The sequence below is a fragment of the Tenacibaculum sp. SM2510 genome (assembly GCF_057002845.1).
In genome coordinates this window covers 1,918,857-1,937,909 of sequence record NZ_CP192703.1, presented here as the reverse complement: position 1 = coordinate 1,937,909, position 19,053 = coordinate 1,918,857, and the positions used below count along the sequence as shown (strand labels likewise).

General features: G+C 30.8%; 14 protein-coding genes and 1 tRNA gene. 4 read left to right on the top strand and 11 right to left on the bottom strand.

Going from position 1 to position 19,053, the window contains the following annotated elements; translation table 11 throughout:
* Positions 1–251: 251 nt before the first annotated feature.
* From ACQ629_RS08685 to ACQ629_RS08635, 11 genes are all read right to left on the bottom strand, one after another.
* A complete protein-coding gene (locus tag ACQ629_RS08685) occupies positions 252–491 on the bottom strand; it encodes a hypothetical protein (protein WP_483704146.1) in 240 nt (79 codons plus the stop codon).
* Positions 478–1,281 carry a deaminase domain-containing protein gene (locus ACQ629_RS08680; RefSeq protein WP_483704144.1) on the bottom strand — a complete coding sequence of 268 codons (804 nt, stop codon included), beginning with the start codon at positions 1,279–1,281 and terminating at the stop codon, positions 478–480. The genes ACQ629_RS08685 and ACQ629_RS08680 overlap by 14 nt, the downstream gene beginning before the upstream one ends.
* Before the next feature lie 4 nt (positions 1,282–1,285).
* A complete protein-coding gene (locus tag ACQ629_RS08675) occupies positions 1,286–1,810 on the bottom strand; it encodes a hypothetical protein (protein WP_483704142.1) in 525 nt (174 codons plus the stop codon).
* 115 nt (positions 1,811–1,925) lie between these two features.
* Positions 1,926–2,468, bottom strand: coding sequence for an REP-associated tyrosine transposase (locus tag ACQ629_RS08670; RefSeq protein WP_483704140.1), 543 nt, complete (start codon positions 2,466–2,468; stop codon positions 1,926–1,928).
* A gap of 108 nt (positions 2,469–2,576) precedes the next feature.
* Positions 2,577–3,128, bottom strand: coding sequence for a hypothetical protein (locus ACQ629_RS08665; protein WP_483704138.1), 552 nt, complete (start codon positions 3,126–3,128; stop codon positions 2,577–2,579).
* Positions 3,129–3,131: 3 nt separating this feature from the next.
* Entirely contained in the window at positions 3,132–8,282 is a 5,151-nt protein-coding gene (locus tag ACQ629_RS08660) for a fibronectin type III domain-containing protein (protein ID WP_483704136.1), read from the bottom strand.
* 9 nt (positions 8,283–8,291) lie between these two features.
* Positions 8,292–10,754 (bottom strand): TonB-dependent receptor, encoded by a 2,463-nt coding sequence (locus tag ACQ629_RS08655; protein ID WP_483704134.1) that lies wholly within the window; start codon positions 10,752–10,754, stop codon positions 8,292–8,294.
* A gap of 173 nt (positions 10,755–10,927) precedes the next feature.
* Positions 10,928–10,998 (bottom strand) — tRNA-Cys (locus ACQ629_RS08650).
* A 64-nt stretch (positions 10,999–11,062) separates the two neighbouring features.
* A complete protein-coding gene (gene folB, locus ACQ629_RS08645; RefSeq protein WP_483704132.1) occupies positions 11,063–11,425 on the bottom strand; it encodes a dihydroneopterin aldolase in 363 nt (120 codons plus the stop codon).
* Between the two features lie 56 nt (positions 11,426–11,481).
* Positions 11,482–11,694 (bottom strand): zinc ribbon domain-containing protein, encoded by a 213-nt coding sequence (locus ACQ629_RS08640; protein ID WP_218771922.1) that lies wholly within the window; start codon positions 11,692–11,694, stop codon positions 11,482–11,484.
* Positions 11,695–11,750: 56 nt separating this feature from the next.
* A complete protein-coding gene (locus ACQ629_RS08635) occupies positions 11,751–14,567 on the bottom strand; it encodes a VPS10 domain-containing protein (protein ID WP_483704130.1) in 2,817 nt (938 codons plus the stop codon).
* Positions 14,568–14,713: 146 nt separating this feature from the next.
* Between ACQ629_RS08635 and ACQ629_RS08630 the strand changes: the two genes are divergently transcribed.
* The 4 genes from ACQ629_RS08630 (at position 14,714) to ACQ629_RS08615 (ending at position 18,999) form a co-directional block, all read left to right on the top strand.
* Positions 14,714–15,598, top strand: a complete 885-nt coding sequence (locus tag ACQ629_RS08630; RefSeq protein ID WP_483704128.1) for a RimK family alpha-L-glutamate ligase — start codon at positions 14,714–14,716, stop codon at positions 15,596–15,598.
* 153 nt (positions 15,599–15,751) lie between these two features.
* Positions 15,752–17,062 (top strand): DEAD/DEAH box helicase, encoded by a 1,311-nt coding sequence (locus ACQ629_RS08625; RefSeq protein WP_483704126.1) that lies wholly within the window; start codon positions 15,752–15,754, stop codon positions 17,060–17,062.
* Between the two features lie 7 nt (positions 17,063–17,069).
* Entirely contained in the window at positions 17,070–17,639 is a 570-nt protein-coding gene (locus tag ACQ629_RS08620) for a Crp/Fnr family transcriptional regulator (RefSeq protein WP_483704124.1), read from the top strand.
* Between the two features lie 67 nt (positions 17,640–17,706).
* Positions 17,707–18,999, top strand: a complete 1,293-nt coding sequence (locus ACQ629_RS08615) for an aminopeptidase P family protein (protein WP_483704122.1) — start codon at positions 17,707–17,709, stop codon at positions 18,997–18,999.
* Positions 19,000–19,053: the final 54 nt, after the last annotated feature.

Sequence of the window (19,053 nt, the reverse complement as noted above, 5' to 3'; positions counted from 1 at the left end):
ACTCTTAATATCCTTTCTCTTACTCATATTGTAACGAGCACGATGCTCGCGCCAGCGGGGGACTCCATCTATTAACTTTATTTCTATGTTTGGAAACATTTGATTAAACTATTGAATTATTCCTGAGCATGATGCGCAATAAGGGTTTTCTGAAACTATTTTTAACTCCACTGTAACACTTTCTTTTACTTGTCCTTTACCCCTCCTATATCATCAGCTAATTTGTTTAGCTTTAATTTTCTCAACTGTATTCAAAAATTGATTTCTGGTTTTTCTCTTAATATCTCATATCTCTTTCCTAACATAAATAGATATTCAGGTATAATTTTAGAAACAGATAATGTTGCTAACCCAACTTCTCCATCAATAAATTCTATAATTTCATAATCAGACTTAGATACTTTATTAACATATTTAACAGCTCTCTTTAAGCTATTTATATCATCAGCTTTAACTGTAAAGTTTATTACTTTTTTATTACTTAACTCCATCTATCAATATAATTTTTATTTCAGGAAACATTTTATTAAATTTCTGAATAATACCACTACAAGATGTACAATAACCTATTTCTGATATTATTTTTAATTGGCCTGTATGAGCATTAAAAACATCATCTACTTTAGCATTTGGTTCTAATTTTCTTGCTAAATCATTTAGCATTTTAAATTCAGAATCTGTATCTCTTAAATATGTTGCCCCATCAGAATTCGTAGCAAAATCAGGATCCCAAACTGGATCTTTAGTTAATGGTGTTTGATCCCCACTTACCCATTTAGGGTTAGTTGATAATTCATCCATTTTTTTACCATTAATACTACCTTCTAACATTGCAATATTCTTCTGATTTGAAATATCGGGATTCGCTTTTCTAAAATCTCTTAAATCATTAACAGACTTAGATACTTCATCTGGTAAAGCTTTACGCGAATTAGATAAACCTAAATCATTGTCAGCAACATTCTTTAATCCATTTATAAAAGGTTGTTTTCTATTACTCTTCATTCCATCAAAAGCAATTTGTATAACATCATCTGTAATATTTGGATTAGCCTTTTTGTAAGCACTCACAATATTTATATTACTTGAATTTCTTAAAAACTTTTTACCATTTGATAATATTTGATAAGCTTTAAAACCATCATTAGTATTTAAAATAGTTTTAAACTCATCAGATGCGTCAACTAAATCATCGGCTAAATTACTTAATGGACAGTTTGTGCCTTGTGAGTATCCAAAACAGGATGATAATATTAAAAAATAAAATAATATTTTTTTCATGAAACTATAGTTTTATAATTTTCTTTTTAAATTCTTTTGCTATTAAATCTCTATAATCTAACTCAATTTCATTTTTATTTACAATAATTACATCTTCAATAAAGACATCATCAGATGAATATTCTAAAGATTTTATGATATAAGTATCTAAATTAATTATTACGATACCATTCCCGTAAATTATAAGTAATTTATTCTCGTGAAAATAATTTTTTAAAAAAATTAAATTACCATTTTTTAGAGGTGCTTCAAACTCCTTAAACTCTCCTTTTTTAACATTATAAAGAACTGGTTTGTATTTTGGAATGTAAATATGATTACCATCATTAGAAGCCAGAACAAATGAATCTAAATTAGAAAAAAGTCCTTCATTTTCATATTTAAAAATATTATTTTCTATTAACTTAGAATTTATATAGAACTTATATTTCCAAAAAGTTCTACCATAATTTGGTTCTTCAAAGCTTTCTGCTATTAATTTTATTTTTTTATTTTTAGTTTCATATGTATGTGAACAATCTAATCTCATAAACAAGGGGTTTTATTACCGTTCTTTCTAAATATTTTATACGCATCAATTAACTCCCCTGCTGGCGCGAGCGTCACGCTTGTGCTATTCAACAAACTAAAGTTATTACTTACTATCATATATCTATCTCTAAAACTGTTTGATCTCCTTGATAATTTCTTGCACTACTATATTTCCAATCTATAGGATTTGTTACAAATCCACTTTCTACAGGATTGTTATGTATATAATCTATCTTTTGTTGTATTACTTTTTCACTCCACAATTCTATAGGCTTATTATGTTGTTGCCAAAATTGACGTTTTTTAACATTACTTTTTTTACTTCCCGCTCTTTCCAACATCCAGAGTAGCCATTCTTTTCTACTTTCTTGTGGATTCTCTTCTATTGTTTTAATTAACTTTCTTGCTGTAAAACCTTTAAAATCTCTTAATAACTCTGGAGGGTTTTCTTCTTTTGCTCTAAATATTAAATGAACATGACTCGGCATAAAACAATACGCAAATACTTCCATTCCTTTTTCTTTTCTGCAATAATCTATACTTTCTTCTAATACAGAAAAATAAACTTGTCGAGTAAAAATATCTAACCAATAAACAGTAGCAAAACTTATAAAGTATGCTGCCGATTCGTTATGAAATTTATATTTTCTACTCATATTTTATTTACATTCTTTACTTACTCACACTGTCACAAACTATATATATAATTATCCTTTTTAATCTTCTTATCTCTTACTCATGCCTTCACGAGCACGATGCTCGCGCTAGCGGGGGAATGAATTTAATAGATCTTTTAAACTATTCTCATCATACAAAAAGTAATCTAAATCATCTTTCTTAATTATTATTCCTTTAGAATTTGCCTTCGAAACAAAATTTTTAAAATCTTCAATACTGTAATTTTTGAAAATTACTACGAATTCAATCCAATCCATTTTATACGGTTGATAATTGCTTTTAATTCTAAGATTGTATATGTTTTTATTCCAATTAACTCCTGTAGTATTCCAATATTTAGAAAAAACCTTTTCCATTATTTTATCAACTTCAGGCTCTATTTTTTTTACGGATTTATACCAATCCAAAGAAAATATATTATAAGGATCTTGCCCATTTTCTTCATCCCATCTCATTTGTCTACTTAATTGTCCTGACCAGTATTCTATTCTTTGATTAAAGTCTAATTTATAATATTTCTCTTCAATAAAACCTTCTTTGATATTTTCTCTTTCATCAATATCAAACAATTTACTAACCTCTTCTATTGACAACTCTAATAACTCTTTGTGTGTGTAGTCTTTTAATTTTTTTATCATGACCTAAAGTATTTGAAGAAACTCAATTATATTTTTACCTGTAGCTTTATCTATTTTATGATTAGATATAACTTTAAATTTAGCTCCAGATTTTATCAAAAGCTCATGTGGTGGATAACCTCTAAATTTAATTCCATCAGCAAAATCTGATATATCTTTGGCATCAAGATGTTTTATTTTAAAAATAACATCTGATTTTTTTATAAAAGAGGCATCAATACTACTTCCACACGAAGTAAAGGCATCCCATGTTTCTTCAAACCCAGGTTTATATTTGTTTAAATATTGAGTAGCATCTCCACTATTACCAATACCTCTATATATCCACAGTTCTTCATATTTTTTAAGCTTATTCAATGAAGAATTTAAAATATTTTTAATATCAGTTGTCTTTGAAATATTTTTAGACTCTCGCAACCATTTATTTAAATTTTTATAAAATAAATTTGTAGTATATCCCCATAAAATTTGTACATCTATCTCTTCTAATTTAGTGTATTTTTTAGTTAACTCTTTAACCTCATTAAAAAATATATACTTATTATCATTATGATATTTCATGAAATATTCTAAAATTTTGTCTTCTGTATGACCTAATTTTTTTAATGAATTAAAAAAGTTTTTAGATAATTTTTCTTTAACAATACTTTTCGTGACTACTTTTAACACATCTAAAGCTTCATCAATAAACCCTAGAGATTTCCATACTTTTTCTTGTTTTGATATTAATTCAAGTTCCTCTGGTTTAAAATTATCTAAATTTTTAGTAGCAGTTTGCCAGTCTAAATATTTCGCCATTACTATGGCTTTTATTTCTTTATTATTCTTAAATGCTTCTTTTACCTTGCTAGGTAATCCTTTGGAATAATTATAAATTCCTTTTCCTAAGTTTTTAACACCAATAAGAGCCATCGCTAAATTATAAGCATCAACAGCCTTTTTAGTTTCTGGAGAGATATTCTCAATTGTATTAACTGCAATATTACCAACCGCTCCAGCAACTTCAGCTGCAGCCCATAACCTTCTTGCCCAATGCACTTTTGTTGCAAGAGCTGCTCCACCACTTAAAAAAATTGTAGCGACATCTACTGTTACTATAGCTCCAGTTTCAACTGCTTTATTGAACTCTTTCTGATCTTTAAATTCAAGAAATATAGCAGGAACAATATAAATGTTACTTCCTAAATTGCTAGCTGTATTTAATACTGTATTAACTAAAGGTAAGTTATTATCCGTGAAAACAATGACTGGGTCTAGAGGTGCTAATTTTACAGATTCAAATTCATTATCCTTAGCCCAGACAGGTATTCCTCCAGTAGGAATGTAATGTTTCCATCTAGTTATTTCTATTTTATCATTATTATTAAGTTTACCCTCAAATTTTGCCATTCCTAATGATGTCAATGTAGGTAATATTCCTCCATAACTTTCAAATTCAAATTTAAATGGGCTTAACGATATTACTTGTCCAAATAACTTATTATTTTCTATTGATGATACTCTTTCTTTCCAAGCATCAGGATAAACTGCGTAAATGGCACATAATCCTCCAATAAAAGAAGTAAAGTTATCACCATCCCACGGGTTGATGCTTTTATCATTAATTTTCTTTAATAAATTTAGAAGTAATTTATTATTATCTTTTTCTAAAGAAGTTATAAAGTTTTTATAATTATCACTATTTATGGCAGCCATTAACCTTAACACTGCTATTTCTTTATCTTCCCATAATTTTTCTTCAGAATTACCTAACTTTCTTATGGCATTAACTTTTTCTTCATACTTAACTTGTTTAATTGAAGATAAACAGATCTCTTCTTTAACAATTAAACTTGTCAATTGGTCTACCGTGTAATTATCATTACTAAATAGTTTTTCTAATCCTGTAATTCCTTCTTGTATTTTATCTGGAGAACATTTATTACCATTTGAATCATTATCAATTAAATTAAGGAGTGAATTTGCTACAAAACACGAAGGATCTGGATTACTTAAGGTATGCTTTTTCCATTTTGGCTTTTGACTTTTTATTTCTTCTTGTATTTGATTAATAACTTCCTTACTCTTTGAAAAAGTTTTTTTATTCCATGAAATTGACGTTGAATTGTAAGTACAATTATCATCAAGTATTTTTATTTGAGCAATTCCATTACTTCCTGTTTCAATCGTATATGGCATTTGAGCTCCATTATCCTCGTAGATAACTTCTCCTCCTTCAATTTTAGCAGTGTAAGTATTTAATTTCTCATCCGTTTTTTTATTATACACATGATAACCAGCTCTTAAATAAGGTAAATCTACACTTATTTGACCTACAATTTTAATTTCACTTTCATTATAAACAACTCTCGTTATAATGTTCCCTAATAAATCTATACCGTCATTAACTCTATCTTCCCCATCTTCATCACCTTGAAACCAATACAATTGAATACCTGGCGCATGCATTTTTTTCCAATCTAAATGGTTTAATACGGTACCTTCCTCTTTACTATCCATTAAGAAATTAGTTCTTCCTTTTGGTGCGTTATACTCGTCCCAGGTATGTTCTAAACCAAAAACACCATGCCCTAACTCATGCGCTAAGGTTTTTGCTTTTTTATCTTCATTATTTACAGATGCAGTAAACACATACCCAAATTGCCTTTTCAAAGGCATAAAACCTCTTATATCCTTATCAGAAGGAGGTATGTCGGTTATAAATACGTAATAGGTATCTTTGCTGTAATACGTTTGTTGTTTTATATAGTTATTTAATATTTTTTGATCGCTTGTATAATGTGATAATAGATTACTATCACCAACTAAAATGGAGCTTTTTTGTTCAAAACCAACTATTTCAGCTTTAGAGATTATAGCAACATCCGTATTAAAATTTATAGTGACCCCTGCTTTACGATAAATTTCTTTCGCTTTTTTAATATATTCATCTTGCTGACTAACACTTACATTATTTCCTAAAGGAATTAAGCTAACGTTTATAGAAGGTAACTTTTGTGACGCTAAATGTGTAGTTGTTAACGCACCTGCTATATCGTATTTACCTTCTTTGCTTTTTATAGTAGCATAGATATCTTCATTAACATAATGGAATTTTCTAGGTAATTTTAATTTGACTCTATCATTATCTTTATAAGAAGAGTCGATTAATACTTTTGCCCCATCTTTTGTTTTAAAAATAATATCTTTCTTATTTATCGAATTATCTGAAATATCAATATTCGCATATATAAAATCCTCGCCATTATTATCAGAAACTGCCTTATACGGTATTTTATACTTGTTTCCGTTTTCAGTTTCTATAACTTTATATTCTGCCGCTAACTCAGAAGATGTGTTTTCTGGTAAGACATCATAACTATAGTATCCTGATTCTTCGAAAGTTATTAAAACACCGTTAGCAGTTACCTCACTTACTTGTCCGTTGCTATTTATACCATTCGTATTCTCTGTTGTTACAGCACCTCCCTCTGCACCATCTTGTTTTGTTATAGTACCGTCTTCTCCTACCGACCATACATCGCCATTTGAGCTAATTATGTTTATATCTCCATCTCCTGGTACAACTGCGGTATCCGTTTCACCATTAGATCCTTTAATTAAAATACCACCATTAGCATCTATTTCTATACTATCAATAACAAAATCTACAGTAACAGAATCTTCCATATCAACAGAATCACCATTAATCCCTTCTGAGATATTAACGTTTACGTCAACCGTCATAGAAGCACCTTCGCCAAATTTAGCATCATATACCGTTACTATTTCTCCTCGTGCTAATCTATTATCTGTATTTACTAGAATATTACTGAAATTAACTGCAAATTTTACAAAGTTTAAGTACGGTATACTAACATACCCCTTCCCTGAAATAGCTCCTGGTGATTGGCTCGTAATTTCTGTAATTACCACTTTAAAATCTCCTGCTGTTATTTGGCTACCAGCTATTAAACCTGGGTGTGGTTCTCTATTGGTTATTGCAATTTCATCAGGTACAATACCACATTGGTAATTAGCATCATCATTTTGTACTATTTCGGTAGTAACCTCTTGTGTTTCTGAATACTCGCTATATTGATACGTACACTTTCCTTTTACTTTATATTCATAGGTTGTACCGGGTTTTAAATTCCATATAGTTGCCCAAGCACTATTTGTTTTTTTAGTAAACCAATAAGCATCTGGTTTGTTTGCTTCTCTATAAGCAATAATATAATCGGAATACTCAATTGGATCTTCATTCCAAAATACGTTGATTTTTGTAAGTCCTTTCGACTCTGCCGAGATACCTTCTGGTGCCTGACAAGGAGAAGTTCTTGAAAACCAAAAAACCTCACTATAACCTTCGTTTTTAAATAAGCCTATTTCTTCGAGCCCTTGTAATGCTTTTGCTTGTACTCGCCAAGCATATCTTTTATCTGGTAATAACAGCGGTTTATCTGCACCGTATAAAATACTGGTTGCTCTAGTTGTTTCTTGGTAAATAGGTATTTGTGATAAAAATGCTGTTTGTGGTGTTATCGTGTTGTCCCAAATTTCTACAATGCTTAACTCATATTCTACATTACTAACATTTAAATGCCTTGGTGTCCATTGAAAAACAATATTTTCAAAATCTTTAGGTTCTATATTACTACCGTTAAATGGTAAATTTAATAGTGGTGGTTCGTTTTTAAAGATAAAAACCTTTGCACATTTTTTTGCTGATAACTTGCTACCTGTTAAATAATCAAATACCTCAAAACAAAAATCATAGCTTCCTTCGGGTATCGATTGCCCATAAGTAGCCGAACCTATTCCTTGTATGTTTTCATATTTATAATACGGGGCTAACTCGGTGTTTTTTAATGTTAACGGAATTCCCCCATCTATAAACAACGTTTCTGCTCCTAATACAAAATCATTACTTTGAAATTGAACATTACCCCCTTCGAAATATGTTTTTAATTTAACCTGTCGATTAGAAATCGTTAAATCGTTCAAAAATATTTGAACAGTAATTGGGCTATTTAAGCTAGTACCATCTGCATAATTGTAAAAATTAACAGGTGCTGGTGCTTGAATGTTTATTAATAATTGAACAGGGTATTGTTGTCCAATCATTGAAAACGAACACATAAAAAGTAAAAAAACAAGTAATTTTTTTTTCATAGCAAAGGGTTAGTTTTTGTAAATATGCTTTAATTCATAGTCATCGAAGTTGATGTGTTTTTTCGATTCTTTAGCATAAAAGTCTATTACTTTTTTCAACAAATATAATTTTATTTTTATCTTATCTTCCTTGTTATCAATCATTTTATATACTTTTTCTCCTTCTTGTTTAAAAAATGATTCTAAGTACGGGTCTCCACTAACAATTGCACTAAGCGTTCTATAATTACTAATTGTAACTTTTAGCCATCGGTGAGTAAGTAATTTTAATAAGGCTTCTTTTTGTTCTTTTACTAAAACAGTATACTCATCTTGTACTGTTTTAGGGTAAGTTGTTGTGTCTTTTGATGTTTTATTAAATAGCTCGTGCTTAATTACTTCTTTGTTTACCTTAACATAATCTGTTTCAATCTTGTAATCTAACGCTACTCTATTAATATCTTTAGATAAATCTTTAATCACAGAGAATAACAATTCATTATACGTTTTTGTGTGGTTTTTCACATCATATAAATCTTTCAAATATTGAATTGCTTTAATTTTATAAGCTCTTTTATTTTCTTCTTTTGAAATTTCTTCTCTGTAGATATTTAATTTCTCTTTTTTGTAATTTGGTATATTTTTAAACAAAGGAGATTCAATAAGCTTTAATAATTTACTGTTAACCATCGCTATTGTACCCTGATATAGTGAGTCTTTATATTTAAATTTTATTAATTGAGCTGTCTTTTTCTTTGTTTTTTTGTTTTTAATTCTTTCCTTAAACCGAATATCTTTAGAGCTAAAAGAACCAAAAGCATAATTATAGCCAAAAGTAATTGTTAAGTCTTTTCTTGATTTTGAAATTGATTTTCTAAACTGGTTTAATGCCGTTAAACTAAAGTTATGTCGTTTTTTATATACATAACGCCCTCCCAATCTTAGATTTATAATCTCACCTTGATTTTCACCATTGTTATAACTTTTATTATAACTAACCGCAGAGGATACTTTTAACTTTTTCTCTAAATATGATTTGTTTGCAGATACTGTAGGACCTATAATAATGCCTTTGCTTTGAGCAATTTTACTATAGCTTCCATTTAAAGCTCCTGAAATTGTTAAATTCTCTTCTGGATATGCGATAGTATACACTACGTTACCATTATAAAAATTAGACACATCTTCTTCCCTTACTTCATCACCTACTTCATTTACTGCATTTTGATAGGTAAATCCAACATTTAAATTTTCCCTCTTTTGTTTTGTTGTTTTTAAAGTATAGTTTACGTTTAAATTAGCATTTTGAGATATTTGAGAAATATTTGCTTTATCTAATTCATTTTCTACTTGTGAAACTTCATTTATATAATCAAACTGATTTTTGATATTCGTAAAAGACTGAAAACTAGAATAACTAGTTGTAACATTCATCTTATCTGAAGCATTATAATTGGCGTTAATTGCAAAAACTAATCTTTGTAACTGGCTTGTTTTATCACCATCTAAATCATCTTTTTGTAACCCTGCGTTAACAGCTATTGCAAGTTTCTCTTTAAATATTCTTTGAGAAGCATTAACCGTTATATTTTCTAAATCGTTATTAAAATAATAACCTCCTAATGTTTTATAATTAGGATCTATACGTTCATACCCTAAACCTATTACGCCTTTTCCAAACTGATAATTTAAATTTAAATTATAGGCTTTATAATATTGTGTGCTTACGTTCGTATTTAATACCAGATCTAAAAAAGCACTATTTTCTTTAGCTACTCTTACATCTTCTGTTAAAGCAGAAACTGCTATTTCAGCTTTAAGACTTAACTCTTTTGTTACTTTATGGTTCCCGTCAATACTTACAACAATATTTTCTTTAGGCTGGATATCTTTTTCAATAGGAATTTCATTTTGTAGAGAATTTTCGTTGTCTTTTGCTTTAAAAAAAATAACCCCTACGTTTCCTTTATCATATTTATATGATGCTTTTATTCCGTAGCCATTTCTCTTATAATTTGCTACTCCATTAAAGTTTTCTTGCTCATATTCTCTTTCTTTTAATAAGGTCCCATACATTACACTTACCTTAAACTTGTCTCCAGGAGATAAGTCAAATCCGACACCCGTAAATTGATGTCCGCTTAAAGTATAAGGAGAAAAAGTCATACTTACATCCCCTAAATGTGCCGTAACCCATTTATAACTAGGGTGTATACTAAGCCTGTTAAAAGAAAATGGATTGTTTTTTTGAAACTTTGCGTTAGAGTATGAAAAAGAAAACGGAATATTATAAACATCACTTATATTAACATTAACACTACCTGATAAAATATAAGTAAACGGATCTCTATTAGAGTTCCCTTCATAATAAACCATGTTAGCAGCAAGCCCTCCTGTTAACTTAAATAAATCAGACTTTCCAATTTTACCTAAATCTTGAGTAAAAGCTACTAAAGGAAGAAATCCTATTAATAGTAATATTTTTATTTTCAATGTAGCAATTAATTGAAATGCAAATAAATAGCTTTTAATAAGGATAAACAATTTTGTGTTAACATTTTTTTAGAAAAAATTAACACATTGGTTTTTATGAGTTAAAGCACTCAAAAATTTCACTTCTCTAAAAGTAAAAACCGTTATAAATCAATTGATTTATAACGGTTTTGAGGTGTCTAGCGGATTCGAACCGCTGTACATGGTTTTGCAAACCATTGCCTAGCCACTCGGCCAAGACACCTTTTATTACTTTTATTAATAAGGACTGCAAATTTACAGTTTTTATTTTTTAACGCAAGCTTTTTTTAACTTTTACGCACATCTTTTAATACAATTACTACTTCTGCAACATTCCCCCCAATTGGCGGATTGATTTTAGCCACGCTAACTTCCGCTTCATCAACTAGTTGTATCTCATTAAAAATTCTATCAATAATTCTTTGAGCAACATGTTCTAGTAATTTAGATCGGATTGCCATTTCTTCTTTTACAATATGATTTAAATGTACATAATCAACAGTATCAACCAATTCATCTGTTTTTGCCGATTTTTGTAAATTTGCTTTCACTTCTACATCAACTCTATATTCCGAGCCTATTCTAGCTTCTTCCTCTAAACATCCGTGATTTGTAAATAATCGAATGTTGTTTACTCGTATAATTCCCATAGCTACAAAAATACCAATGTTTCTTAATTAATCAACTATGTTAATCGTAAGTTCCTCTAACTTGTAAAAAAGTCGAAAACATTACTTAATGCGCTCGTACTAGCTTTATAAAATTCAGTATAACTGCATCGTTGGCATGTTACACTTGTAAATTTTTTATTTTGAATATCAAAAATTTTAGACAACGTACCGCCTGTTGCTCTCATTTCACTTACTTCATAGGTGTGGTTACTGCATTTCGGACACGTATAATTTAATGGCTTACTCATCTGTTTTATTTTATGTTTATACTTATTAGAGTATTAAAACAAACAAATGTTACAGTTTACTTTATTTCAAAGGCTTGTTCTTTCCCGTCTATTACCACCTTATATTTTCCTTTAGGTAAATAATAAACCTCATTTTTAGCCTTTTTTATTATAGCATCTTTATGTATTTTACGATATGCTTTTCTTCCTTTTTCAGAGAAAGAAGCATCGTACACTACTTCATTGAATCCTTTTTGTGCTTGCGTTTTAATAGTGTTTACTAAAGTAGCTTCTGAAAATATTTTTACTGAAACTTCTTTACTTTCTGATGTGTAAAACGGAATTGTAATTTCTGGAGTATTCGGCTTTAACCATTTACTCCAAGAGCTTCCCCAAGAGCTTCTTTTTCTAATATTTTTGATTGAGAACACCGTTGCTTCGTTTTTAAAATCTTGCAACGAAGTAATATCTGCTTTATATAAACTACGACCATGAGTAGCTACAATTAAATGTTTTGCTGTTGGCTGAATTACTAAATCGTGTACAGCTACGTTTGGCAATCCGTTTTTAAAAGGTTGCCATTGCCCACCATTATCAAAAGAAACGTACAAACCGTTATCAGTTCCTAAGTATAAAATATTTTCTTTCTTCGGATCTTCTTTTATCACATTTACTGGTGATGTCGGCACAGATTCTCCAATGTTTTTCCATGTTTTACCAAAATCATCAGACATATATACGTAGCTTGTAAAATCATCAAATCGATATCCGTTTAAGGTTACATACACTCTTTCTTTTTTGTGTTTTGATGCAATTACACGACTTACCCATAAATTTTGTGGTAATGAGCTAACTATGTTTTCCCAACTTCCGCCACCATTTTTACTAACGTGCACAAATCCGTCATCAGAACCAGCATATAACAATCCGAATTGAAACGGACTTTCAGATATTGATGTTAGTGTTCCGTATGCAACATTTCCTTTTTTTCCGCCTTGCGTTAAATCACCCGAAATTGCCTCCCAAGTATCTCCTTTATCTAATGATCGATGTAATTTATTACCTCCTAAATATAAAATATCTTGATTGTGTTTTGATAACTGAATTGGGGTTTGCCAGTTAAAACGATATGGAGTTTCACCTAACGTATGTTTTGGTTGAATATATTTCTGACTTCCTGATACTCTATCAATACGGTAATAATTCCCAAACTGATAACCCGTATATACAATATTCGGATTGCGATCATCAATCGCAACTTGCATTCCGTCTCCACCCATTATACTTTCGTACGGATTTTTACCTGATTGCTTCCAACCTTTATCAATTTTTGCATTGTGGTTTGCTACCCAAACTCCGTTATCTTGCAAACCACCATATACTTTATAATTTTTCTGATTATCAGCATACACCGTATAAAACTGTCCTACTGCTGGTTCATTTGCTTTTATCCAGCTTTCACCATCATCATAAGAAATATTTAAACCTCCATCATTTCCTTCTACTAAATGCCCTTGTTTGTTAGGATTTACCCATAACGCCTGATGATCGGCATGTACATTTTCTTTACTGATAGAGGTAAATGTTTTTCCACCATCTTTCGATTTTAAAATTGGTACTCCTAATACATAAATTCCGTTTTCGTCCTGCGGATCTACTCTAATTTCACCAAAATAATATCCATAAGAATAATATAAATCATCTAAATAACCATCGTGTGTTTTTTTCCATGACTTACCACTATTGGTTGTTTTAAAAACCTCAGCTCCAATAACTGGTGTGTCAAATAATAACGTGTTTGCATTTTCTAAATACTTGGCTAAATCGATTGGTTTTACAGAACCTGCACGCACCATTTGTTTTACATTTTCAGCACGGTATTTTTCTTGAAAACCATTCATTTTTAAATAACTGTTCAGTTTTTTATCCTTCAACTTTAAAAAAGCATCCACTGTCATGGTTTTAAAATCTTCTTTTGTCAAAGCATTTGATGTTTTCTTTTTCTTAGATTCTTTTTTCCTTCGGAATTGACTATCGTGAAAAGCGTATACAGTATTTTCATTGAAAACCGCTAAACCGATTCTTCCAACACCTTCTCCTTTCGGAAAACCATTGTTATCAGAAATTTTTGTCCAAGAATTTCCTGCATCTGTAGATTTGTAAATGGCTGAATTTTTTCCGTCACCATCAAAATTCCACGCTTTACGTTCACGTTCCCAAGCGGCAGCATATAAAACATTAAAATTATTCGGTGCCGGTTGCACATCTATAACTCCTGTGTTTTCATTGATAAATAATGTTTTACTCCATGTTTTACCTCCATCGGTAGTTTTAAAAACTCCACGTTCATTATTTGAAGAATATAAATGACCAATTACACCAATTACAACCTCTTCCGGATTTTTAGGGTTGATTACTATTCTACCAATATGATGTGAATCTGTTAAGCCAACATTTGTCCAAGTTTTACCTTTATCCGTAGATTTTAAAATACCGATTCCTGCATAACTAGATCGTGAAGAATTATTTTCTCCGGTTCCTACCCAAAGTGTACCATTTTTCCAATCAACAGCAATATCACCGATGTTTTGTGTTGGCGAACTATCTAAAACAGGTGTAAATGTTGTTCCGTTATTATTCGTGTACCACAATCCGCCAGAGGCGTAACCAACATAAAATTCAGTAGTGTTTTTAGGATTTACATCAATATCAACCACACGACCACTCATTACGGTTGGTCCAATGTTTTTAAAAGAAATATTTTTAACAATAGATGTTTTTGTTAAGGCTTCCTTTGTTATTAATGCTTGTTGAGTTTTTTGAGCAGTAGTAGGTTGTTGTGCAATTGCAACGAATGTAAAAAAGGCTGCAAAAACGTTAAGTACGGTTTTCATTTATTGTTTGTTTAGATGTGATGAAATTACTGTAAGTAAATGCGAAATCAAAAAAATTAACAAAACATTGGTTTTTAGCCTTTTTAAAATTCCCTTTTTTCACTCAAAAAAAAGAGTAGCTTTGTAATATTAAGAACATCAATGTTATGACTATTTTTATTCTTTCTGTTAGCGATCAAATATATTCTACCCAAAGAATATATAAAGAAGCTAATCGCCGTGGACATAAAGTTAGAATTATAAATCATTTAAAATGTGCTATAAAATTAACAAATGGTAAACCTGAAATAATTTATAACGGTGAAAATATTATTGATATTCCTGATGTAATTATTCCAAGAATTGGTGCTTCTTCTACACGTCATGGTGCGGCAGTTGTTAAGGAGTTTGAACTGAACGGAGTATATAGTACAGCTACATCTTTAGGTATTTTACAATCTCAAAATAAGGTTCGCACGTTACAAATCATGAATCGAAAAAATATTCCGATTCCTGATACGTTGTTTTCTGTAAATCCAGAAAACATAGGTGAACAAATAGATCTGTTAGGTGGTGCGCCAATAATCATAAAACTACAAGAAGGTACGCATGGCGCTGGTGTTATTTTAGCTGAAAGCAAAAAATCAGCAAAATCGATTATAGATACGATGTATAGTACCAATACAAACATTTTGCTACAAGAATTTATACAAGAAAGTAATAGCGAAGATATTCGTGCATTTGTGGTTGGCAATAAAGTAGTTTCGTCTATGAAGCGAAAAGGACTAGAAGATGATTTTCGATCTAATATTCACCAAGGTGGAAGTGGGTTTAAAGTAACCTTATCTGAAGAAGAAAAAGTAATAGCTATAAAAGCTGCCCAATATTTAAGTTTATCTGTTACAGGAGTTGATTTAATTCGTTCAAAAAGAGGATCTTTACTAATTGAAGTTAATTCAACGCCAGGTTTGCAAGGAATCGAAGCATATACGAAAGATAATATCGCTAAAGCCATTATTAAATTTTTAGAAGAAAGCGCTCTTAATTGCTAATAATCTTAACTTTTGATACAAAAACAAATTAAATACGCTTAAAAAACATCTTTTTAAGGCTGTATTTGCATTTAATATACTTCCTAATAAATTAGCATTACCTTTGCGGGTTCAAAGAGATGCTTATTTTAGAGTGTTTCTAAAATAATATATATGACATTTAAATCTTTAGGACTATCTGATGCTTTATTAAAAGCTATCAGCGAAAAAGGATACGATACTCCATCACCAATTCAAGCAAAAGCAATACCACCTATTTTAGAAGGAAAAGATGTATTGGCTTCTGCACAAACAGGAACAGGAAAAACAGCAGGTTTTACACTACCTGTTTTACAACGTTTAGCAGACTCAAAGCACCCAAAATACCGCCCAGTAAGAGCGTTAGTATTAACACCTACAAGAGAACTTGCTGCTCAGGTACATGATAATGTAAGAGAATATAGTAAGTATTTAGATATTAGATCGGCCGTAGTTTTTGGAGGTGTAAAAGCTGCCAGCCAAATAAAAACACTAAGACAAGGAGTTGATATATTAGTAGCCACTCCTGGTAGATTATTAGATTTACACGATCAAAAAGCAGTATCTTTTAATAGAATAGAAGTACTTATTTTAGATGAAGCAGATCGTATGTTAGATATGGGTTTTGTTAGAGATATCAACAAAATTATTAGTTACATGCCTGCAAAGCGTCAAAACTTGATGTTTTCTGCTACATTTTCAACAGAAATAAAAAGATTGGCTTCAGGTATTTTAAGAAACCCTGTTTCTGTAGAAGCAGAGCCAGAAAATTCAACTGCAGAGAAAGTTTCTCAAAAAGCATATGCTGTAGATAAAGGTAAAAAAACTGAAGTTGTTATCAACTTAATTAAAGAAGGTAACTGGAGTCAAGTTTTAATTTTTACAAGAACCAAGCACGGTGCTAATAAGTTAACTGAGAAGTTAGTGAAAGCAGGAATATCTGCCGCTGCAATTCATGGAAATAAAAGTCAGGGTGCACGTACAAAAGCTTTGGCTAATTTTAAAAGCAATACAAATAGAGTTTTAGTAGCTACTGATATTGCTGCTCGTGGTATTGATATCCCGTTATTACCGCACGTTATTAACTTCGAATTACCAAATGTGCCAGAAGATTATGTACATAGAATTGGTAGAACTGGTAGAGCAGGTGCAAAAGGAGAAGCTATTTCTTTGGTTTGTAGTGAAGAAACTGAATATCAAAAAGAAATAGAAAAAATATTAAAGCAAAAATTAAAGACCGAAGTTATTGAAGGCTATGAGCCTAAAGATACTGCGGGGCCTAAAAGAGCTGCAACTCAAAAGAAAAAATCTAGCGGAGGAAAGAAAAAAGGTGTAGGTGCTTCACATAGAGGAGCTGCTGAAGGAAATAAAAAACCAAAGAGAGAACGTCCTAGCGATCCTTCAAGAAGAAGCGACGGAGCTCCAAAGAAAAATAGAAGAAGATAAAATTTAAATGAATTTTTCTTCTTACATAGAAAACATATTAAAATCTCAGGAGCTTGAAAGTCAAGTTTCTGAGATTCTTAGTTTTTTTACATCCTTAACTTTAACTAGAAATAGTTTTTTAGTTGAAAAGGGGAACGTTTGCAAATACTTTTGTTTCATTGAAAGCGGAATTTTACAACACTCAATTAATATATTAGAAGAAGAGAAAACAACGTATTTAGCGTTAAAAAACTCCTGTACATCTGCCTTAAAAAGTTTCCTACAAGAAACCCCTTCTCGTAAAAACATTAAAGCATTAAGTGATTGTAATTTACAAGTGATTTTAGTAAAAGATTTTAAATATCTGTTAGAAAACAACACTGCTTTTCATCGGTTTTACTATACTTTAATTGAAAAACAGATTTTTTTAATTGATGATTATCGCATCGATTTACTTACACTTAGTGCAGAAGAACGTTACACAAAATTACTAACAAACGAAGCTGAATTGCTACAAGAAGTACCGCTACACTACTTGGCTTCTTTTTTAGGGATTTCTACTAGACATATGAGTAGAATTCGAAAAAACATAAAATAGTGCCAAATGGCTATGCAGTTAAATGTTTCTTTTATTTATTTTTGAGAACATTTTAATTGTTAGCATTATGAAATACAATCCAATAAACCGTGACCTTTTTATAAAAAATCGCAAAAACTTTATGGCGCAAATGAAGCCAAATAGTTTAGCTGTTTTTAACTCTAACGATATATATCCAGTAAGTGCAGATAGTACACTTCCGTTCGAACAACATCGCGATATATTTTTCTTAAGTGGTGTAGATCAAGAAGAAAGTATCTTAATACTATTTCCTAATTGCCCAAAAGAAGATTTGCGTGAAGTACTATTTTTACGTGAAACAAATGAGCATATTGCTGTTTGGGAAGGTGAAAAGTTAACCAAAGAAAAAGCTCTATCAACAACAGGTGTTAAAACTGTTTTCTGGTTACAAGACTTAGAGAAAGTAGTTGCAGAAATGATGGCGCTTGCCGAAACTGTGTATATAAATACCAACGAACATTATCGTGCTTCTGTAGAAACCGAAACTCGCGAAGCTCGCTTTACGAAATGGTTACTAGCAAAATACCCGGCACATTCTGTTGCTAAAAGTAATCCTATATTACAACGCTTACGTTCACTAAAAGACCCGATAGAACTAGACTTAATGCAGCAAGCATGCGATATTACCGAAAAAGGTTTTAGACGTGTGTTAGACTTCGTAAAACCTGGTGTTTGGGAATATGAGATTGAAGCTGAGTTTATTCATGAATTCTTAAGAAATCGTTCTAAAAAATTCGCCTACACGCCTATTATTGCCTCGGGGAACAATGCAAACGTATTGCATTATATCGAAAACAATCAACAGTGTAAAGCAGGAGATTTAATTTTAATGGATGTTGGTGCAGAATATGCAAATTACTCTGCAGATATGTCGAGAACAGTTCCTGTTTCCGGTCGTTTTTCTGATCGTCAAAAAGCAGTATATAACGCTGTAAATCGTGTAAAAAATGATGCAACAAAGTTATTAGTTCCTGGTACTATTTGGGCAGATTACCATGTTGAAGTTGGTAAATTAATGACCTCTGAATTATTAGGTTTAGGTTTATTAGATAAAGCCGATGTGCAAAATGAAGATAAAAACTGGCCAGCATATAAAAAATACTTTATGCACGGTACTTCTCACCATATAGGGCTAGACACCCATGATTACGGATTATTACACCAACCTATGGAAGCTAATATGGTATTTACCGTAGAGCCTGGTATTTACATACCTAGCGAAGGTTTTGGTATTCGTTTAGAAGATGATTTAGTGATTCAAGAAAAAGGAGAGCCTTTTAACTTAATGCGCAACATACCTATTGAAGCTGACGAAATTGAAGATATTATGAATTCTTAATTAGTTTCTAACAAACATAAAAAAAGCCTCCGAAAATTTCGGAGGCTTTTTTTA